General features: G+C 76.8%; 2 protein-coding genes. Both read left to right on the top strand.

The genetic code is table 11. The annotated features are described in order from the left end of the window. Window positions 1-66 precede the first annotated feature (66 nt). On the top strand, window positions 67-16,098 hold the full coding sequence (locus OYE22_RS09160) for a type I polyketide synthase (RefSeq protein ID WP_277319945.1): 16,032 nt from the start codon (window positions 67-69) through the stop codon (window positions 16,096-16,098). Continuing rightward, window positions 16,095-22,721 carry a type I polyketide synthase gene (locus tag OYE22_RS09155; RefSeq protein ID WP_277319944.1) on the top strand — a complete coding sequence of 2,209 codons (6,627 nt, stop codon included), beginning with the start codon at window positions 16,095-16,097 and terminating at the stop codon, window positions 22,719-22,721. Before OYE22_RS09160 ends, OYE22_RS09155 begins: the two co-directional genes overlap by 4 nt. Window positions 22,722-22,736: the final 15 nt, after the last annotated feature.

Genomic DNA, 22,736 nt, shown 5'->3' with positions numbered 1-22,736 from the left:
GCCCGTATCCCCCGATCCTCCGCCCTTGCCGCCACCCTCATTCCTCGCGCCGGGAGCCCAACCTCCATGACCTCCAACGAAGACAAGCTCCGCGACTACCTGAAGCTCGTCACCACCGACCTGCGCCAGACCAAGCAGCGCCTGCAGGGCATCGAGGGTCGCGACCACGAGCCGATCGCCATCGTCGGCATGGCCTGTCGCTTCCCCGGCGGCATCGAGTCCCCCGAGGACCTGTGGAAGCTGGTCGCCGACGGCGGGGACGCGATCCAGCCGCTGCCCGCCGACCGGGACTGGGACCTGGAGGCGCTCTACGACCCGGAGATGGGCGGCCCGGGCACCAGCTACGTGCGCGCGGGCGGGTTCCTCAGCGGCGCGGGCGAGTTCGACGCGGAGTTCTTCGGCATCTCGCCGCGCGAGGCCCTTGCCATGGACCCGCAGCAGCGACTGCTCCTGGAGACCTCCTGGGAGGCGTTCGAACGGGCCGGGGTCAACCCGGCGTCCCTGCGCGGCGCGGACACCGGCGTCTTCGTCGGCGCGATCCCGCAGGACTACGCGCCGCGCGTGGGCGACCCGGAGGCGGCCGACCTGGAGGGCTACCTCATGGTCGGCACCACCACCAGCGTCATGTCCGGGCGCATCGCGTACACGCTCGGCCTCGAGGGCCCGGCCGTCACCGTGGACACCGCGTGCTCCTCGTCGCTGGTCGCCCTGCACCTGGCCGTGCGGTCGCTGCGCCGTGGCGAGTGCTCGATGGCGCTGGCCGGCGGCGTCACCGTGATGGCCAGCCCCAACTGGGTCGTGGACCTCAGCCGGCAGCGCGGCCTGGCGGCCGACGGCCGCAGCAAGGCGTTCTCCGCCGACGCGGACGGGTTCGGCGTCGGTGAGGGCGTGGCCGTCCTGGTCGTGGAGCGGCTTTCGGACGCGCGGAGGAACGGGCACCAGGTGCTGGCGGTGGTGCGCGGTTCGGCCGTGAACCAGGACGGCGCCAGCAACGGCCTCACCGCCCCCAACGACCTCGCGCAGGAGCGCGTCATCCGGCAGGCGCTGGCCGACGCCCGGCTTGAGGCCCGCGACGTGGACGCCGTCGAGGCGCACGGCACCGGCACCCGGCTCGGCGACCCCATCGAGACGCACGCCCTGATGGCCACCTACGGCCAGCGGCAGCCGGACGCGGAACCGGTCTGGCTCGGCTCGCTGAAGTCCAACATCGGGCACGCGCAGGCGGCGGCTGGGGTGGCTGGTGTGATCAAGACGGTGATGTCGTTGCGGGCGGGTGTGTTGCCCCGGACGTTGCACGCGGAGGAGGCGTCGCCGCACATCGACTGGTCGGCGGGTGCGGTGTCGTTGTTGACCCAGGCGCGGCCGTGGCCGGAGAAGGTGGAGCCGTGGCGGGCGGGTGTCTCCTCGTTCGGGATCAGTGGCACCAACGCGCACGTGATCCTGGAGCAGGCACCCGAGCCCGAACCGGCGGACGCCGAGCCCGCGCCGCACGGGGCCACGGAGCGCGACGGGGCAACGGAGCACGGGGCCACGGAGGACGGGGCCGGCGGCGTCGGCACCACCGCCGGCGCGGTGCCCTGGGTGGTCTCCGGAGCCAACCCGGACGCGCTGCGCGCGCAGGCGCTGCGGCTGCACGCCTTCCTCACCGAGCGCCCCGGGCTGGCGCCGCGTGACGTGGCCGCCTCGCTGGTCCGCACCCGGGCCGAGCTGGACCAGCGGGCCGTGGTCGTCGCGGCCGACCGGCAGGCACTCCTGGACGGCCTGGCCGCGGCCGGCCACGGCCAGGCGTCGCCCGCCGTCGCCACCGGCGCCGCCCGCAAGGGCGTCCGGACGGTCTTCGTCTTCCCCGGGCAGGGCGCCCAGTGGGCCGGCATGGCCCGCGAACTGTGGGAGTCCTCGCCGGCCTTCGCGGCGTCGATGGAGCGCTGCGCGCGGGCGCTGGCCCCGCACACCGACTGGTCGTTGCGCGCGGTCGTCCGTGGCGAGGCCGACGCCCCCGGGCTCGACCGCGTCGACGTGGTGCAGCCGGTCTCGTGGGCCGTGATGGTCTCGCTCGCCGAGCTGTGGCGCGCCTACGGCGTGCGGCCGTCGGCCGTGGTGGGTCACTCGCAGGGTGAGATCGCCGCCGCCGTCGTCGCCGGTGCGCTGTCGTACGAGGACGGGGCGCGGGTGGTCGCGCTCCGTTCCAAGGTGATCGGCGAACGCCTGGCAGGGCAGGGCGGCATGGTCTCGCTGGGCCTGCCGCGCGCCCAGGCCGAGGAACGTATCGCCCCGTACGCGGGCCGGGTCGCGGTCGCCGCCGTCAACGGGGCCTCGTCGACGGTGGTGGCCGGCGAGCCGGCGGCGCTGGACGAGCTGGTGGCCGGGTGCGAGGCCGACGAGGTGCGGGCCAAGCGCATTCCCGTGGACTACGCCTCGCACTCGCCGCAGGTGGACTCCGTCCGCGACGAGTTGCTGGCCGCCCTGGCGGGGCTCGCGCCGAGGTCCGCGACGGTGCCGTTCTACTCGACCGTGACCGCCGAACCGCTGGACACGGCCGGGCTCGACGCCGCGTACTGGGTGCGCAACCTGCGCCAGACCGTCGAGTTCGAGCAGGTCACCCGGCGCCTGCTGGCCGACGGGCACGGCCTGTTCATCGAGTGCAGCGCGCACCCGGTGCTCGCGATGGCGCTCGGCGAGACCGCCGAGGACGCCGGCGCCGACGCGGTGGCCGTCGGGTCGCTGCGCCGCGACGAGGGCGGGCCCGACCGGTTCCTGCTGTCGGCCGCCGAGGCGTACGCGGCGGGCGCGGGCATCGACTGGTCCGCGCTGCTGGGCGACGCGCGCACCGTGGAGCTGCCCACCTACGCCTTCCAGCGCCGCCGCTACTGGCTGCGCCGCTCGGCCGGCCGTGGCGACGCGGCGGCCATCGGGCTCGCGGCGGCCGGGCACCCGCTGCTCGGCGCGGCGGTCAGCCTGGCCGACGGCGGCGGCGCGCTGCTCACCGGCCGGATCGCGCTGACCAGCCACCCGTGGCTGGCCGACCACGCCGTCGCGGGCACGGTGCTGCTGCCGGGCACGGCCTTCGTCGAACTCGCCGTACGGGCCGGCGACGAGGTGGGCTGCGGCCGGATCGAGGAACTGACCCTGGAGGCCCCGCTGCCGCTGCCCGCGCGCGGCGGCGTGCAGGTCCAGGTGGTGGTCGGCGACGCGGACGGTGAAGGCCACCGCCCGCTGCACCTGTACGCGCGGCCGGAGCCCGCGACCACGCCGCACGGCGCCGCGCGCGCCCACGGCGAGACCGACGGTGCCGACGGGGCGGACGGAGCCGACGGGGCGTGGACCCGGCACGCCACCGGCGTGTTGGCGCCGCTGGCCCCCGGCGCGGGCCAGACGCTCGCGGCCTGGCCGCCGCCGGGCGCCGAACCGGTGCCCCTGGACGCGACGTACGCCGGGCTCGCCGGGCTCGGCTACGCCTACGGCCCGGCCTTCCAGGGGCTGCGCGCCGCCTGGCGGCAGGGCGCGGACCTGTACGCCGAGGTGGAGTTGGAGTCCGCCGAGGGAGCTGACCAGTTCGGGCTGCACCCGGCGCTCCTGGACGCCGCCGTGCACACCGCGCTGTTGGACGCCATCGGCGCCGCTGACCAGCCGGTGCGGCTGCCGTTCGCCTGGAGCGGGGTGACGCTGCACGCCACCGGCGCCGCGACGGCGCGGGTACGGATGACCGCGACCGGCCCCGACACGGTGGCCCTGCACCTCGCCGACGCCTCCGGCGCCCCGGTGGCCACCGTCGAGTCGCTGACGCTGCGCCCCGTCGCCCCCGAGGCGCTGGGCCGCCCGCCGGCGGCCGGGCACGACGCGCTGTACCGGGTGGCCTGGACCCCGCTGCCGGCCGGCGAGGCCGTGGCCACCGGCGCGGGGGAGACGCAGGCCCCGGACGGGCTCGTGGTGCTGGGCGCGGACGCCCCCGACCTGGCGGCCGTCACCACCGGCCCCGCGCCGGACGGCGCGCCGGGCCAGGCGCCGTCCGCCCTGGTGGCCGTGCTGCGCTCCGGGGACGAGCTGCGCGCCGCGCTCGACGAGGCCCTCGGCCTGGTCCGGGGCTGGCTCGCCGACGAGCGGTTCGCCGACTCCCGACTGGCCCTGGTCACCCGCGCCGGGTACGCCGCCCACGCGGCGGTGTGGGGCCTGGTGCGCTCCGCGCAGACGGAGCACCCCGGACGGTTCGTGCTCATCGAGGCGGACGCGGACTGGTTCGCCGGGAGCGCGACCGTGACCGGGCTGGCGGACACCGTCGTCACGGGCCCCGTGCGCGCCGCGCTGGCCCAGGCGCTCGCCACCGGCGAGCCCCAACTCGCCCTACGAGGTGAAGAGTTCGCCGTGCCCCGGTTGGCCCGGGTCAGCCCGGCGCCCGCCCCGGCGGCCCGGCCGCTGGACCCGACCGGCACCGTGCTGATCACCGGTGGCACCGGCACGCTCGGCGCGCTGTTCGCCCGCCACCTGGTCGCCGAGCACGACGTCCGGCACCTGTTGTTGACCAGCCGTCGCGGCCCGGACGCCGCCGGCGCGGCCGAACTCGTGGCCGAGTTGGCCGAGCTGGGCGCCACGGCCACCGTGGTGGCCTGCGACGTCGCCGACCGGGACGCGCTGGCCGCGCTGCTGGCCGGCATGCCCGCCGCGCACCCGCTGACCGCCGTGCTGCACACCGCCGGTGTGCTCGACGACGGCATCGTGGCCGCGCTGAGCGAGGCGCAACTGGAGAACGTGCTGCGCCCCAAGGCGGACGCCGCGCTGCACCTGCACGAGCTGACGGCGGGGCTCGACCTGGCCGCGTTCGTGCTGTTCTCCTCCGTCGCCGGTGTCCTCGGCACCGCGGGTCAGGCCAACTACGCCGCCGCCAACGCCTACCTGGACGCGCTCGCCGCCCGCCGTCGTGCCGCCGGCCTCGCCGCGACCTCGCTCGCCTGGGGCTTCTGGGCCGAGGCCAGCGGCATGACGGGGCACCTGGACGGCGGCGACGTGCGCCGCCTGGCCCGTACCGGCGTCGGCCAGCTCTCCTCCGCCGACGGGCTCGCCCTCTTCGACGCCGCCCTCGCCCTCTCCGCCGCCCCCGTCGACCCCGCCGCCCCCGACTCCGACAGCACCGGCGCCGGCAGCGCGCTCCTGGTCCCCGCCCGCCTCGCCCCGCGCGAACTCCTGGCGGCCGGTGACGACGTGCCGGCGCTGCTGCGCGGCCTGGTGCGGGTGCCGCAGCGGCGGGCCGCGCGCAACGCGGCGACCGGCGCTGTCGCCGGCTCGTCCGGTGGTTCGGCGCTCGCCGGCCGGTTGGCCGGGCTCTCCGAGGGTGACGCGCAGCGGCTCGTGACGGACCTGGTGCGCGAGCACGCGGGCGCCGTACTCGGCCACGCGTCGGCCGGGGCGATCAGCGCCTCCCGCTCCTTCCGCGAGCACGGCTTCGACTCGCTGGCCGCCGTCGAACTGCGCAACCGGCTCGGCGCCGCCAGCGGCGTGAAGCTGCCCGCCACCGTCGTCTTCGACTACCCGACCCCCGCCGAGCTGGCCCGCTTCCTGCGCGGCAAGCTCGACGCCGACGCGGGCCGCGCCCGGGCGGCCGAGCACGCCGCCGAGACGGCGTCGGCCGCCGCCTCCGACGAGCCGATCGCCATCGTCGCCATGGCCTGCCGCTATCCCGGCGACATCCGCTCGCCCGAGGACCTGTGGCGCCTGGTCACCGAGGGCACCGACGCCGTCTCCGGCTTCCCCGCCGACCGTGGTTGGGACGTGGCGAGCCTGGTCGACCCGGAGGGCCAGCGCGCGGGCACCACGTACGTGGGCGAGGGCGGGTTCCTCTACGACGCGGCCGAGTTCGACGCGGAGTTCTTCGGCATCTCGCCGCGCGAGGCCCTTGCCATGGACCCGCAGCAGCGGTTGCTGCTCGAGACCTCCTGGGAGGTCTTCGAGCGCGCCGGCATCGACCCGGCCACGCTGCGCGGCAGCCGTACGGGCGTCTTCGCCGGCGTGATGTACCACGACTACGCCAGCCGCGTCGCGCGCTACCCCGAGGGCGTCGAGGGCTATCTGACCACCGGCACCGCGGGCAGCGTCGTCACCGGCCGGCTCGCCTACACCTACGGGCTTGAGGGCCCGGCCGTCACCGTGGACACCGCCTGCTCCTCGTCGCTGGTCGCGCTGCACCTGGCGGTCGAGTCGCTGCGCCGGGGCGAGTGCGAACTCGCGCTCGCGGGCGGCGTGACGGTGCTGTCCACGCCGAGCGTGTTCACCGAGTTCAGCCGGCAGCAGGGGCTGGCGGCCGACGGTCGGTGCAAGTCGTTCGCGGCGGCGGCCGACGGCACCGGTTGGTCCGAGGGCGTGGGCGTGCTGCTCGTGGAGCGGCTGTCCGACGCGCGGAAGAACGGGCACCAGGTGCTCGCGGTGGTACGGGGCTCGGCCGTCAACCAGGACGGTGCCAGCAACGGCCTCACCGCCCCCAACGGGCCCTCGCAGGAACGCGTCATCCGGCAGGCGCTGGCCAACGCCGGGGTCTCCGCGGCCGACGTGGACGCCGTCGAGGCGCACGGCACCGGCACCACCCTGGGCGACCCGATCGAGGCGCACGCGCTGCTCGCGACGTACGGGCAGCAGCGGGCGGGCGACGAGCCGCTGTGGCTGGGCTCGTTCAAGTCCAACATCGGTCACTCCCAGGCGGCGGCCGGCGTCGGTGGCGTCATCAAGATGGTGATGGCGATGCGCGACGGCACGCTGCCCAAGACGCTGCACGTGGACGAGCCGTCGCCGCACATCGACTGGTCGGCCGGCGCCGTCGAACTGCTCACCGAGGCCCGCCCCTGGCCCGCCCCGGACCGCCCGCGCCGGGCCGCCGTCTCCTCCTTCGGCGTCAGCGGCACCAACGCGCACGTGGTGCTCGAACAGGCCGCCCCGCCCGCCCCGTCCGCCGCGCCCCGGCCCGCCGTGGTCCCGTCCGATGCCGCGAACGAGCGGCCGGTGCCGTGGCTGGTGTCGGCCCGGACGCCCGAGGCGCTGCGCGCCCAGGCCGCGCGCCTGCGCCAGTTCGTCGAGGCCGACCCGGCGCTCAGCCCGGCCGACGTCGGCTGGTCCCTGGCCACCACCCGCTGGGGCCTGGAACACCGCGCCGCCGTCATCGGCCACGACCGGGCCGCGCTGGTGCGGGGCCTCGCTGTCCTGGAGCGCGACACCCTGGACGGCGCCGACGCCGATTCCGGCACGGCCACCGTCGTCCGTGGCCAGGCCGCCGAGGAGGCCCCGCGCCCCGTCTTCGTCTTCCCGGGCCAGGGCGCCCAGTGGGTGGGCATGGCGCGGGAGTTGATGGCCTCGGCCCCGGTCTTCGCGGAGTCGATGGCCCGCTGTGGTCAGGCTCTCGCCCCGTTCATCGACTGGGACTTCGCCGCCGAGCTGGACGGCTCGCTGGAGCGCGTGGACGTCGTACAGCCGATCTCGTGGGCGGTGATGGTCTCCCTCGCCGAGCTGTGGCGTTCGTACGGCGTGGAGCCGGCCGCGGTGGTGGGTCACTCGCAGGGTGAGATCGCGGCGGCCGTGGTCGCCGGCGGGCTCACGCTGGAGGACGGGGCGCGCGTGGTCGCGCTGCGGTCCCGGGTGATCCGCCAGGAGCTGGCGGGCAAGGGCGGGATGGTCTCGCTCGGGCTGCCGCGCGCCGAGGCCGAGGCCCGCGTCGCGGCGTACGGCGAACGGGTCACCGTCGCCGTGGTCAACGGCCCGTCGGCCACGGTGGTCGCGGGCGAGCCGGCGGCGTTGGACGAGCTGGTGGCGGCGTGCGAGGCCGATGGCGTACGGGTCAAGCGCGTCCCCGTGGACTACGCCTCGCACACCCCGCAGGTCGAGACGGTCCGGGACGAGTTGCTGCGCGTCCTGGACGGCGTGGCGCCGCGCTCGGCCCAGGTGCCGTTCTACTCGACCGTGGACGGGGCGCCGCTGGACACGGCCGGGCTCGACGCCGCGTACTGGGTGCGCAACCTGAGCCGGAGCGTGGAGTTCGAGCGCACCACGGGCGTGCTCATCGCGGACGGGCACCGCCTGTTCGTGGAGTGCAGCGCGCACCCGGTGCTGACCATGGCCGTCGGCGAGACCGCCGAGCGCGCCGGGGCCGACGGCGCCGAGGTCGTGGCCGTCGGCTCGCTGCGCCGTGGCGAGGGCGGCCAGGACCGCTTCCTGGCCTCGCTCGCTGAGGCCCAGGTGGCCGGCGCGACGGTCGACTGGGCCCCGGCGTTCCCCGGCGCCCGCGTGGTGGACCTGCCCACCTACGCCTTCCAGCGCGAGCGCTACTGGCTCCAGGACGCCGCGCCCGACGCGGACGAGAGGGATGGGGCGGTCGACGAGGTGGAGGCGGCGTTCTGGGCCGCCGTCGAGCGCGGGGACCTGGCGGAGCTGACGGCGACGCTCGGCGTGGCCGGCGACGGGGACGAGCTGGGCGCGGTGCTGCCCGCCCTGTCCTCCTGGCGGCGGCAGCGCCGCGAGCGCTCCGTCATCGACTCCTGGCGGTACGCCATCGACTGGCAGCCGGTGTCCGGCACGGCCGTGCCCGTCCTGTCCGGCACCTGGCTGCTCGTGGTCCCGGCCGCGCACGCCGACACCGAGCTGACCGAGTCGCTGACCCGCTTCCTGGCCGAACGGGGCGCCCACCTCGCCCCGTTGACCGTGACCAGCGCCGACGCCGAGCCCGAGCGGCTGACGGAGCGGGTGCGCGCGCTGCTGGCCGAGCACCCGGCGCCCGGCGGCGTGCTGTCCCTGTGGGCCTTCGACGAGTCCCCGCACGCCACCTACCCGTCGCTGCCGAACGGCGTCGCCGGCACGCTCGCGCTGCTCCAGGTGCTCGGCACGCTGGACGTGGCGGCCCCGGTGTGGTGCCTGACTCAGGGCGGCGTGTCCACCGGGCCCGCCGACGCCCCGGCCAGCCTGGCGCAGTCCCAGATCTGGGGCCTTGGCCGGGTCGCGGCCCTTGAGTACCCGCGCCGTTGGGGCGGCCTGGTGGACCTGCCCATCCCCACGGGCACGCCACCGGCCGCCCCCGGACAGGCCGCCCCGTCGCGGGGCGGGGCCGCGCCGGCCGTGCCCGTACCCGCCGTGGACGAGCGGACGCTGCGCAGGCTGGCCGGCATCCTGGCGGACCCCTCCGGCGAGGACCAGCTCGCGCTGCGCGCCACCGGCACCCTCGCCCGCCGCATGGTGCGCGCCCCGCTCGGCGCCGCCCGACCCACCCGCACCTGGCGCCCCGACGCCGGCACCGTGCTCATCACCGGCGGCACCGGCGCGCTCGGCGCGTGCTTCGCCCGCTGGCTGGCCCGCAACGGGGCCAAGGACCTGGTGCTCACCAGCCGCCGCGGCCGGCAGGCGCCCGGCGCCGCCGAGTTGGAGGCCGAGCTGGCCGAACTGGGCGCGCGCGGCACCGTCGTCGGCTGCGACATCGCCGACCGGGACGCGGTCGCCGCCCTCATCGAGCGGCTCAAGGCCGAGGGCCGGCCGATCCGCTCCGTCATGCACGCCGCCGTCGTCGCCGACCTCAGCCCCATCGAGTCGGCCAGCCCCGCGCACTTCCACGACGTGTACGCGGCCAAGGTCGGCGGCTCCGAGCACCTGCACGAGCTGCTCGCGGGCGAGGAGCTGGACGCGTTCGTGTTCTTCTCCTCCATCGCCGGCTTCTGGGGCAGTGGCGACCACGCCGCGTACGCCGCCGCCAACGCCCACCAGGACGCGCTGGCCGAACAGCGGCGCGCCCAGGGGCTGCCCGCCACCTCGGTGGCCTGGGGCATCTGGGACGCCTTCCACGACTGGGACGAGCGCGCCGCCGAGCAGCGCAAGGAGCTGAGCGACCGGGTCGGCGCGCAGGGCCTGCCGATGCTGGAGCCGGACACGGCCTGCGACGCGCTGCGGCAGGCGCTGGAGCACGACGAGACGTCTCTGGCCATCGCCGACATCGACTGGGAACGCTTCACCACCATCTTCACCTCCTACCGGCCCAGCAAGCTGCTCGGCGAGATCCCGGAGGCGCGCCGCCAGTTGGAGGCCGCCGCGCGGGACGCGGACGACGCCGACACCTCGGCGCTCCACCGCAAGCTGGCGGAGCTGGGCGAGGACGAGCGGGTCGCGGAGCTTTCCGACGTGGTGCGCGCGCAGGCCGCGGCCGTGCTCGGGCACGCGTCGGGGGCGCGCGTCGAACCCGGTCGCGCCTTCCGCGACATCGGCTTCGACTCGCTGACCGCCGTGGACCTGCGCAACCGGCTGAACGCGGCCACCGGGCTGCGGCTGCCCGCCACGGTGATCTTCGACTACCCGTCGCCGTTCGACCTGGCCGGCTACCTGGCCACCCGGCTGTTCGCCGACGAGGCCACCGAGGCGCCGGGCGCCGCCACGGCGCCCGCGCCGGCCGCCGTGCCCGCCGCGGCCTCCGCCGCCGACGACGACGACCCGGTCGTCATCGTCTCGATGGCCTGCCGCTACCCGGGCGGCGCCAACTCGCCCGAGGAGCTGTGGCGGTTGGTGACCGACGAGGTGGACGCCATCTCCGGTTTCCCCACCGACCGGGGCTGGGACCTGGCCAACCTGTACGACCCGGACCCCGCGCGGGAGGGCACCGTCTACGCCCGCGAGGGCGGGTTCCTGTACGAGGCCGCGGAGTTCGACGCCGGTTTCTTCGGCGTGTCGCCGCGCGAGGCGCGCGCCATGGACCCGCAGCAGCGGCTGATGCTGGAGACCGCGTGGGAGGCCATGGAGCGGGCGGGCATCGACCCGCACGCCCTCAAGGGCTCCATGACCGGCACGTTCGTCGGCGCCAACCCCTCCGACTACCGGGCCGGCGTGGGCCGCGTCCCCGACGGCTACGAGGGCCACCTGCTGACCGGCGGCCACAACAGCGTCGTCTCCGGCCGCGTCGCCTACACCTTCGGCCTTGAGGGCCCGGCCGTCACCGTGGACACCGCCTGCTCCTCCTCGCTGGTGGCGCTGCACCTGGCAGCGGCGGCGGTACGGAACGGCGAGTGCACCATGGCCCTGGCCGGAGGCGTGACCGTGATGTCCACGCCGCAGCCGCTGATCGGGTTCAGCCGCCAGCGCGGCCTGGCCCGCGACGGCCGCTGCCGGGCGTTCGCCGCCGACGCGGCCGGCATCGGGATGTCCGAGGGCGCCGGCATGGTCCTGGTCGAGCGGCTCTCCGACGCCCGCCGCAACGGCCACCCCGTGCTCGCCGTCATCCGTGGCTCCGCCACCAACCAGGACGGCGCCAGCAACGGCCTCAGCGCCCCCAACGGCCCCTCGCAGGAGCGCGTCATCCGGCAGGCGCTGGCCAACGCGGGTCTGGCGGCCCGCGACGTGGACGCGGTGGAGGCGCACGGTACGGGCACGACGCTGGGTGACCCGATCGAGGCGCAGGCGCTGCTGGCCACGTACGGGCAGCAGCGCTCGGGCGAGGAGCCGCTGTGGCTCAGCTCGCTCAAGTCCAACATCGGGCACACCCAGGCCGCGGCCGGTATCGCCGGCGTCATCAAGACGGTCCTCGCGATGCGCGAGGGCGTGCTGCCCAGGACCCTGCACGCGGACGAGCCCAGCCCCGAGGTGGACTGGGACGCGGGCGCCGTACGCCTGCTCAACCAGGCCCGCCCGTGGCCAAGGACCGGGGCCCCGCGCCGGGCCGCCGTCTCCGCCTTCGGCATCAGCGGCACCAACGCGCACCTGATCCTCGAAGAGGCGGCACCCGAGGCCACGCCCGCACTGCGGGAAGCCGAGGCGCCGACCGGCACGGAGCCGGCCGCCACCTTGGAGCCCGCAGGGCAGGCCCTGGGCGAACTCGTCCCGTGGGTGCTCTCGGCGCGGAGCCCGCGGGCGCTGCGCGGCCAGGCGGAGCGGCTGCGCGACTTCGCCGAGGCCCACCCCGACCTCGCGGACGCCGACATCGCCGCGTCCCTGGTGCGCGGTCGTGCCGTCTTCGACCACCGGGCGGTGGTGCTCGGCGCGACCCGCGCGGAGCTGACCGCCGCGCTGACCGACCTGGCCGCCGGCACGGCCTCTCCCGCCGCGCCCACCGGCCAGGCCACCACGGGCCGCACCGCCGTCGCCTTCGGCGGCCAGGGCAGCCAGCGGCTGGGCATGGGGCGCGCGCTGCACGCCGCCTTCCCCGCCTTCGCCGCCGCCTGGGACGCGGTCGCCGCCGAGCTGGACGGGGCGCTGCCGCGCCCGCTCGGCGACGTGGTGTGGGGCGAGGACGCGGCGGAGCTGGAGCGCACCGAGTACGCGCAGCCGGCGCTGTTCGCCCTGGAGGTGGCGCTGTTCCGGCTGCTGGAGTCCTGGGGCGTGGTGCCCGACATCGTGATCGGCCACTCGGTCGGCGAGATCGCGGCCGCGCACGTGGCCGGCGTGCTCTCGCTGGCCGACGCGTGCCGACTGGTCGCGGCCCGGGGCCGCCTGATGCAGGCGCTGCCCGCCGGCGGCGCGATGCTGGCCGTCCGAGCGAGCGAGGCCGAGGCCGCCGAGGCGCTGGCCGACCACGCCGACCAGGCCAGCGTCGCCGCCGTCAACGGCCCCGCTTCGGTGGTGATCTCCGGCGCCGAGTCGGCGGTCGACGCGGTCGCGGAGCACTTCGAGGCCGCCGGCCGGCGGGTCAGGCGGCTGCGGGTCAGCCACGCCTTCCACTCGCCGCTCATGGAGCCGGTGGTGGCGGACTTCCGCGCCGTCCTGGCCGAGCTGTCGTACGCCGCGCCCACGCTCGGCGTGGTCACGACGGGCGGCCGGAGCGACGGCGACTGGAGCGACCCGGAGTACTGGGTGCGGCACGTCCGCGAGCCCGTGCGCTTCGCGGACGCGGTACGGGAGTTGGCGGACCTCGGCGTGGCGCGCGTCCTGGAGGTGGGCGCGGACGGCACGCTCACCGCCCTGGCGCAAGAGTGCCTGGCCGACGCGTCGGACGTGGCCCTGGTGCCCACGCTGCGCAAGGACCGGCCCGAGCCGCGGGCCGCCGTCGCCGCCCTGGGACACCTGTACGCGTACGGGGCGGCCGTGCCGTGGACCCGGCTGCTGCCCGCCGGCGAGGCCGTACCGCTGCCCACCTACGCCTTCCAGCGCGAGCACTACTGGCTGCACTCGGCCACCGGCAGCCGGGCGGACCTCGCCGCAGCCGGCATCGCGGCCGCCGACCACCCGCTGCTCGGCGCGGCCGTGCCGCTCGCCGACGGGCGGGGCCTGGTGTGCACGGGCAGCCTGTCGCTGGCCAGCCACCCCTGGCTGGCCGACCACGCGGTGGGCGGTGTGGTGCTGCTGCCCGGCACGGCCTTCGTGGAGCTGGCGCTGCGCGCCGGCGCGGAGGTCGGCTGCGCGCAGCTCGACGAACTGACCCTGCGTGAGCCCCTGTTGCTGCCCGTCGACGCGGTGGTGCGCACACAGGTCGTGGTCGAGGAGCCGGACGGTGCGGGCACGCGGCCCGTACACGTCTACTCGCGCCCCGCCGACGCCACCGACGCGCCCTGGACCCGCCACGCGACCGGCGCCCTCACCCCGGCCGACGACGCTGGCCCGGCCACGGGCTTCCGCGCCGACCAGGACGGCGCCCCGGCGGCCTGGCCGCCGCCCGGCGCCGACGTGGTGGACGTCTCCGGGTTCTACGCCTGGCTCGCCGACGCCGGCTACGCGTACGGGCCCGCCTTCCAGGGCCTGCGCGCCGCCTGGCGGCGCGGCACCGAGGTCTACGCCGAGGTCACCCTCCCCGAGGGCGCCGACGGCGCCCCGGGCGGGTACGGCCTGCACCCCGCGCTGCTCGACGCCGCGCTGCACGGCGCCCTGCTCGGCCCGCTCGACGGCGGCCGGGACCAGGTGCGGCTCCCGTTCTCCTGGAGCGGGGTGCGGCTGTACGCGCCGGGCGCCAGCACGGTGCGGGTACGGCTCGCGCCGGGCGCGGGCGACACGCTCGCCGTGGAGCTGGCCGACGGCGCCGGCCGCCCGGTCGCGTCGGTGGTGGCGCTGGCCACCCGGCCCGTGTCCGCGGCCCAGCTCAGCGCGGCGCGCGGCGGCGCGGGGGACGCGCTCTACCGGGTCGAGTGGGCCCGTACGAGCGCCCTGCCCGGCGCCGTGCCCGCCAAGCAGTGGGCCGTGCTCGGCGCCGACGAGCTGGGCCTGGTCCGGGCCCTGGCCGAGGCCGGCGTCGACCCGTGCGGCTACGCCGACCTGGCCGCCCTGCGAGCGGCCGTCGCGGACGGCGGCGCCGTCCCGGACACGGTCGTGCTGGGCGTGACGGGCGAACGGGCCCTGGCCGAGGCGGAGTACGGGGCACGGGGCGCGGACGCCGCGGAGCCCGCGCGTAACGGGGCACGGGGCGCGCAGGGCGCGCCGGTGGCCGCCGCCGCGCACCGGTTGACCGCCCGGGTCCTGGCCGACGTGCGGGCGTGGTTGGCCGACGAGAACTGGGCCGACTCGCGCCTGGTCCTGGTCACCTCGGGCGCCGTCGCGGCCGGCGACGAGCACCCGGCCGACCTGGCGGCGGCCCCGCTGTGGGGCCTGCTGCGCGCGGCGCAGACCGAGCACCCCGGCCGGTTCGCCCTGGTGGACCTGGACGGCGCGGCGGCCTCCCGGGCCGCGCTGCCCGCGGCCGTCGGCTGCGGCGAGCCCCAACTCGCCCTGCGCGACGGCCAGGTCCTCGCCCCGCGCCTGACCCGGCACGCCGCCACGGCCGACGCGGCCACGGGTTCCGACGGGGCCGCGCCGGGGCGCCGGCTCGACCCGAACGGCACGGTGCTCGTCACCGGCGGCACCGGCACCCTCGGCGCCCTGGTCGCCCGGCACCTGGTGGCCGCGCACGGCGTACGCCACCTCGCCCTGGTCAGCCGGCGCGGCCCGGCAGCCGACGGGGCCACGGAGCTGGCGGCCGAGCTGCGCGAGGCCGGCGCCGACGTCGCCCTGATCGCCTGCGACACCGCCGACGGCGGGGCGCTGGCCACGGTGCTGGACAGCATCCCGGCCCAGCACCCGCTGACCGCCGTCATCCACACCGCGGGCGTCATCGAGGACGGCGTCCTCACCTCGCTCACCGCCGACCAACTCGCCCGCGTGCTGCGCCCGAAGGCGGACGCGGCCGAACACCTGCACCGGCTCACGGCGGGCTCGGGGCTGACCGCGTTCGTGCTCTTCTCCTCGGTCAGCGGCCTCATCGGCGGCGCCGGGCAGGCCAACTACGCGGCGGCCAACACCTTCCTGGACGCCCTCGCCCACCACCGCCGCGCCACCGGCGAGCACGCCGTCTCGCTGGCCTGGGGCCTGTGGGAGCAGGCCAGCGGCATGACCGGCGGCCTGGGCCGTGGCGACCTGGCACGGGGCAGCCGGGCCGGCGTCGTGGCCATGCCCACCGACCAGAGCCTGGCCCTCCTCGACGCGGCCCTGATCACCGACGAGGCGCTGCTCGCGCCCGTACGGCTGGACCTGGCCGGGCTGCGGTCGCGGGCCGCGACGGAGCCGGTGCCGCCGCTGCTGCGCGGCCTGGTACGGGCGCCCGCCCGACGCGACGCCCAGCCGGGCGGCGCGGGCGGCGACGCGGCCGGCGCGGCCGAGCCGTGGTCGCGGCGGATCGCCCGGACCCCGGTCGAGGAGCGCGAGCAACTCCTGCTCGACCTGGTGCGCGAGCACGTGGCCACCGTCCTCGGGCACGGCACGCCGCGCGCCGTCGAGGCCGACACCGGCTTCCTCGAGCAGGGCCTGGACTCGCTGATGGCGGTCGAACTGCGCAACCGGCTCACGGCCGAACTCGGCCTGCGGCTGCCGGCCACGCTCGTCTTCGACTACCCGACGCCGGCCGCCCTGGCCCGGTACACCCTCGCCGAGCTGGCCCCGGACGGCGCCGCCACCCCGACCGGCGGTCTGCCCGACGGGGTCGCCGAGGACCAGGTGCGGCGGGCGCTGGCCACCATCCCGCTGGAGCGGCTGAGCGAACTCGGCGTCATGGACGACCTGCTGCGGCTCGCCGGCCTCGCCGAGCACGGCACCGCGCCCGCCACCGGCGCGAACAGTGCCGCCGAGTCCGACGACGCGGCGGGCGACATCGACGACATGGACGTGGAGGCCCTCCTCCGCAAGGCCCAGGAGAACGAACTGTGAGTAACAAGACGTCCACGGACGAACTCGTCGGTGCCCTGCGCAGCTCGCTCAAGGAGGTCGAGCGGCTGCGCCGCGAGAAGGCGGAGGCCGCCGCGCGCGCCACCGAGCCCATCGCGATCGTCGGCATGGCCTGCCGCTACCCGGGCGGCGTGCGCGGCCCGGAGGACCTGTGGGACCTCGTCGCCAGCGGCACCGACGCGGTGTCGGCCTTCCCCACCGACCGTGGCTGGGACCTGGAGAAGCTGTTCGACCAGGACCCGGACGCCAGCGGCAGGAGCTACGTCGACGAGGGCGGCTTCCTGGACGGGGCCGACCAGTTCGACGCCGGCTTCTTCGGCATCTCGCCCCGCGAGGCCCTTGCCATGGACCCGCAGCAGCGGGTGCTCCTGGAGACCGCGTGGGAGGCCGTCGAGCGCGGCGGCATCGACCCCACGACGCTGGCCGGCACACCGACCGGCGTCTACGCCGGGATCATGTACCACGACTACGGGGCGGCCATCGGCGAAGTGCCCCGGGACGTCGAGGGGTTCGTCGGCATCGGCAACGCGGGCAGCGTGCTCTCCGGCCGGATCGCCTACACCCTCGGCCTCGAAGGCCCGGCCGTCACACTGGACACCGCCTGCTCCTCGTCCCTGGTGGCCGTGCATCTCGCGGCCCAGTCGCTGCGCCGTGGCGAGTGCTCGCTCGCCCTCGCGGGCGGCGTGACGGTGCTCGCGACGCCCGAGGTGTACGTCGAGTTCAGCCGCCAGCGCGGGCTGTCGCACGACGGGCGGTGCAAGTCCTTCGCCGCGGCCGCCGACGGCACCGGCTGGTCCGAGGGCTCGGGCATGCTGCTCCTGGAGCGGCTCTCCGACGCGCGGCGCAACGGCCGCCGCGTGCTGGCCGTCATCCGTGGCACCGCCGTCAACCAGGACGGCGCTTCCAGCGGCCTGACCGCCCCCAACGGCCCGGCGCAGCAGCGCGTCATCCGCCAGGCGCTGGCGGACGCCGGGCTCGCGGCGGCGGACGTGGACGCCGTGGAGGCGCACGGCACGGGCACCACCCTCGGCGACCCGATCGAGGCACAGGCCCTCCTCGCCACGTACGGAAAGGACCGCGCCCCCGGGCGCCCGCTGTGGCTGGGCTCCCTCAAGTCCAACATCGGCCACGCGCAGGCCGCGGCCGGCGTCGGCGGCGTCATCAAGATGGTCCAGGCGATGCGGCACGGGCGACTTCCCAGGACGCTGCACGTGGACGAGCCGACCCCGAAGGTCGACTGGGCCCAGGGCGGCCTGGAACTGCTCACCGAGGCGCGCGACTGGCCGCAGACCGACGCGCCGCGCCGGGCCGCCGTCTCCTCGTTCGGCGTCAGCGGCACCAACACCCACGTGATCATCGAGGCCCCCTCGGAGGCGGACGCCCGGCCGGGCACCACGGCGCCGGGCACGGAGCCGGGCACGGAGCACGCGCCCGGCGCGGCCGGCGGCGCACCGTCCCCCGTCGTCCCGTGGGTCATCTCGGCCCGTAGCCCGCTGGCGCTGCGCGGCCAGGCGGAGCGGCTGCGCGATTTCGCCGCCGCCCGCCCCGACCTCGCGGACGCAGACATCGCCGCCTCGCTGCTGCACACCCGCACCCGCTTCGACCACCGCGCCGTCGTCGCCGCCAGCGACCGCACGGGCCTGCTCGACGCCCTGGCGGCGCTCGCCGCCGACACCGAGGCCCCCGGCGCCGTGCGCGGCGCCGTCCGCGCCGGTGGCGCCCGCAGGACGGCGCTGCTGTTCGGCGGTCAGGGCAGCCAGCGCCTGGGTATGGGGCGCGAGCTGCACGCCGCGTTCCCGGCCTTCGCGCAGGCGTGGGACGCGGTGGTGGCGGAGTTGGACGGTGCGCTGCCGCGTCCGTTGGGTGAGGTGGTGTGGGGTGAGGACGCGGCGGTGTTGGAGCGTACCGAGTACGCGCAGCCGGCCCTGTTCGCCTTCGAGGTGGCGCTGTTCCGGCTCGTGGAGTCGTGGGGCGTGGTCCCGGAGCGCGTCGCCGGCCACTCGGTGGGCGAGATCGCGGCGGCGCATGTCGCCGGGGTGCTGTCGCTGGGCGACGCGTGCCAACTGGTGGTGGCGCGTGGCCGGTTGATGCAGGCGTTGCCGGCTGGTGGGGCGATGTTGGCCGTTCAGGCGTCCGAGGCCGAGGTGGCCGAAGCGCTGGCCGACCACACGGACCAGGTGAGTGTCGCGGCGGTCAACGGGCCCTCGTCGGTGGTGGTCTCGGGGGCTGAGGCGGTCGTCGAAGCGGTCGCGGAGCGGTTCCGGGCCCTGGGTCGCCGGGTGAAGCGGCTGCGGGTGAGTCACGCGTTCCACTCGCCGTTGATGGCGCCGATGGTGGACGAGTTCCGCGCGGTGGTCGCCGGGCTCACCTTCGGCAAGCCGGCGCTTGGCGTGGTGACCACCGGTGGTCGGGTCGATGGTGACTGGAGCGATCCGGAGTACTGGGTGGGGCACGTCAGCGAGCCCGTACGGTTCCACGACGCCGTACGCCAACTGGTCGCAGGGGACCTGGACTTCCTCCTTGAGGTCGGGGCCGACGGGACGCTGACGGCCCTGGCCCAGGAGTGCCTGGACGAGAGCGAGGACGGCGCGCCGGTGCGCTGCGCGGCCCTCCTGCACCGGGAGCGGCCCGAGGCGCAGTGCGCCGTGGAGGCCCTGGGCCGGGCTCACGTCAACGGCGTGCGGGTGCGGTGGGACGCGCTCATCGGGCCGGCGCGCACCGTCGAGCTGCCCACCTACGCCTTCCAGCACGAGCGCTACTGGCTGCCGTCGGCCGGAGCGCCGGGCGACACCACGGCGCTGGGCCAGGGCTCGGCCGAGCACCCGCTGCTGGGCGCCACGGTCGAACTCGCCGACGGCGGCGGGGTGCTGCTGACGGGGCGGATCTCGCTGCGCACGCACGGCTGGTTGGCCGGCCACGCGGTGGGCGGCGCGGTGTTGCTGCCCGGCACGGCCTTCGTGGAGCTGGCCGTCCGCGCCGGCGACGAGGTCGGTTGCGGGCGCGTCGAGGAACTGACGTTGCGGGCGCCGCTGGTGCTGCCGGAACACGGCGGCGTGCGGCTCCAGGTCGCCGTCGGCGAGCCGACGGACGACGGGGCGCGCCCCGTACGGATCTACTCCCGCGCCGACGGGGCGGGCGACGACGCCCCGTGGACCTGTCACGCCAGCGGCACGCTGACCGCCGCGCCCGCCACGGGCGCCGCCGCCTTCGACCTCACCGCCTGGCCGCCGCCCGGCGCGGAGCCGGTGGACCTGACCGGCTTCTACGACCGGTTGGCGACCATCGGCTCGACGTACGGGCCGCCGTTCCAGGGACTGCGGGCCGCCTGGCGGCGGGGCGACGAGGTGTACGCGGAGGTCACCCTGCCGGACGGCGGCGACCACGAGGCCGAGCGGTTCGGGCTGCACCCGGCGCTGCTCGACTCCGCCCTGCACGGGGCGCTGGTCGACACGCTGGACGGGCCCGGCGCGACGCTGCGGCTGCCGTTCGCTTGGTCGGGCGTCGAGCTGTACGCCTCCGGGGCCGGCGCCGCGCGGGTGCGGCTGACGCCCGTGGGCGACGGCGCGCTCGGCGTCGAGCTGGCGGACGCCGCCGGCGCGCCGCTGGCCGCCGTCCAGACGCTGGCCACCCGCCCCGTCACCCCCGAGCAACTGCGCGCCGCCACGGACGACGCCACCCGGGACGCCCTGTTCCGCGTGGAGTGGGTGCCGGCGCCCGCCGACGCGCTCGCCCCCGGCGCGGTCCGGGTGGCCCCGCTGGGCGACGGCCGGGACGGTGCGGGCGACGGGGCGCCGGGCGCGCTCGCCGCGCTGGCCGGGCTCGGTGACGAGCTGCCCGACGTGGCGCTCTGGCGGGCGCCGGAATCCGATGACGTACGGGCTCAGGTGGCCGGGGCCCTGGAGCTGGTGCGGGCCTGGCTGGCCGACGAACGGCTGGCCGCCGTCCGGCTCGCCTTCGTGGTCCGCGCCGACCGCCTCGCCCACGCCGCCGTCGCGGGCCTGGTCCGCTCCGTACAGGCGGAGCACCCGGACCGCTTCCTGCTGGTGGAGCTGGAGCCACTGCCCGACGGGGCGCCGGGGCACGGGGCGACGGCGCAGGGAGCAACGGAGCGCGGGGCCGAGCCCGACGGTGCCAGCGGCGCCGCCGAGGCCGACGCCCTCGAACCCGCCCTGCCCGAGGCCGCGCTGAGCGGCGCCGAGCCGCACGTGCGGGTGCGCGGTGGCGAGGTGTGGGTGCCCCGGCTGGCCCGGGCCGGCGCGGACGGGCGGCTCACCCCGCCCGCCGACGGGCCCTGGCACCTCGACTTCACGGCGGCCGGCACCCTGGAGAACCTGGCCCTGCTGCCGCGCCCCGAGGTGGCCGAGCCGCTCGCGCCCGGACAGGTGCGGATCGCCGTGCGCGCCGCCGGCATGAACTTCCGGGACGCGCTGATCGCGCTCGGCATGTACCCGGGCGAGGCCACGCCCTTCCTCGGCGACGAGGCGGCCGGTGTCGTGCTCGCCGTGGGCGACGGCGTACCCGACCTCGCGCCCGGCGACCGGGTGCTGGGCATCGTGCCGCGCGCCTTCGGCCCGCAGGCCGTCACCGACCACCGCCTGTTGGCCCCGTTGCCCGTCGGCTGGTCGTACGAGCAGGGCGCCACCGTTCCGGTGGTGTTCCTGACGGCGTGGATGGGGCTGGTGGACCTGGCCGGTGTGGGTCCGGGTGATGCGGTGTTGGTGCACGCGGCGGCCGGTGGTGTGGGGATGGCGGCGGTGCAGTTGGCGAAGTTGCGTGGTGCCGAGGTGTTCGCGACGGCGAGTGAGCCCAAGTGGGAGGTGTTGCGTGGGCTCGGGGTGGCCGATGACCACATCGCGTCCTCGCGTTCGTTGGAGTTCCGGGACCGGTTCCTGGCCGTGACCGGGGGTCGTGGTGTGGATGTGGTGCTCAACTCGTTGGCGGGGGAGTACGTGGACGCCTCGCTGGCCCTCCTGCCGCGCGGTGGGCACTTCCTGGAGATGGGCAAGACCGACATCCGCGAACCCGCCGACGTCGCCGCCGGTCACCCCGGCGTGCGCTACCAGACGTTCGACGTCATCGAGGCCGGCCCGGACCGCCTGGGTGCCATGCTCACCGAGGTGGTCGGCCTGCTGGCGCGCGGCGAGCTGTCGCCGCTGCCGGTGCGCTCCTGGGACGTGCGCCGCGCGCCGGAGGCGTTCCGCTTCGTCAGCCAGGCCAAGCACGTCGGCAAGGTCGCGTTGACCATGCCCCGCCGCTGGGACGAGCCCGGCACGGTGCTGCTCACCGGCGCCACCGGCGGCCTGGGCCGGCTGGTCGCCCGGCACCTGGCGACGGAGCACGGCGTACGGCACCTGCTGCTGACCAGCCGGCGCGGTTCGGCCGCCGACGGGGCGGAGGAACTGCTCGCCGAGTTGCGCGAGGCGGGCGCGGAGCCGGAGTTGGTGGCCTGCGACGCGGCCGACCGGGACGCGCTGGCCGCCGTCATCGACGCGATCCCGGCCGACCGGCCGCTGACCGCCGTCGTGCACGTGGCCGGCGTCGTGGACGACGCGCTGGCCGCCTCGCTCACCGAGGAGCAGGTCGAGCGGGTGCTGCGGCCCAAGGTGGACGCGGCCCGCAACCTGCACGAGCTGACCGCCGGGCACGACCTGGCCGCGTTCGTCCTCTTCTCCTCCGCCTCCGGCCTCTTCGGCACCCCGGGGCAGGCCAACTACGCCGCGGCCAACGCCTACCTCGACGCGCTCGCCCGGCACCGCAGGGACGACCTCGGGCTGCCCGCCGCCTCGCTGGCCTGGGGCCTGTGGGACCAGGCCAGCGCCATGACCGAACACCTGGACCAGGCGGACCTGGCCCGCGTCGGGCGCTCCGGGGCGCTGGCCCTGACACCCGCCGACGGCCTGCGGCTGTTCGACGCGGCGCTCGCCGCCGACGAGCCGCTGCTGGTGCCGATCCGACTCGACCTGGCGGGCCTGGCCTCGCGCGCGGGCGGCGGCGCCGACGTACCGCCGCTGCTGCGCGGCCTGGTGCGCGCCCCGGCCCGCCGGAGCGCGGCCGGCGCCGCCGAGCAGGCGTCCGGCGCTGACGCCCTGCTGCGGAAGCTGTCCGGCGCGCCGCGCGCGGAGCGCGAACGGCTGCTACTGGACCTGGTGCGCACGCACGCCGCGACCGTGCTCGGGCACGCCTCGGCGCAGGCCGTGGAGCCCGAACGGGCCTTCCGCGACGTGGGCTTCGACTCCCTGACCGCCGTCGAGCTGCGCAACCGGATCGGCGCCGCCACCGGCCTGCGGCTGCCAGCCGCGGTGGTCTTCGACCACCCCACGCCGCTCGCGCTCGCCGGCCACCTGGCCGGGCAGCTCGGCGAGGGCGCCACGGTCTCCACCCGGGACGCGCTGGGCGAACTGGACAAGGCGGAGGCCATCCTCGCCGCCCTCGCCGCCGAGGAGACGCTGCGCGGCGAGGTCACCGCCCGCCTGCACACGCTGCTCGCCCGCTGGGGCGGCCAGGGCGGCACGGAGCCCGACGACGGGCCGGACGGCGCCAGCGTGCGGGAGGCCAGCGACGACGAACTCTTCGACCTGCTCGACAACGAACTCGAAACTCCCTGAAGCCGTTTCGGATAC

This window comes from Streptomyces sp. 71268 (assembly GCF_029392895.1).
Taxonomy (GTDB): domain Bacteria; phylum Actinomycetota; class Actinomycetes; order Streptomycetales; family Streptomycetaceae; genus Streptomyces.
Note: the sequence above shows the minus strand (reverse complement) of the source record. Positions and strands in the feature narration are given on the sequence as shown.

Excerpts from the sequence above, each read along its gene's own strand:
- OYE22_RS09160 (WP_277319945.1), top strand. The coding sequence starts at position 67 with ATGACCTCCAACGAAGACAAGCTCCGCGACTACCTGAAGCTCGTCACC.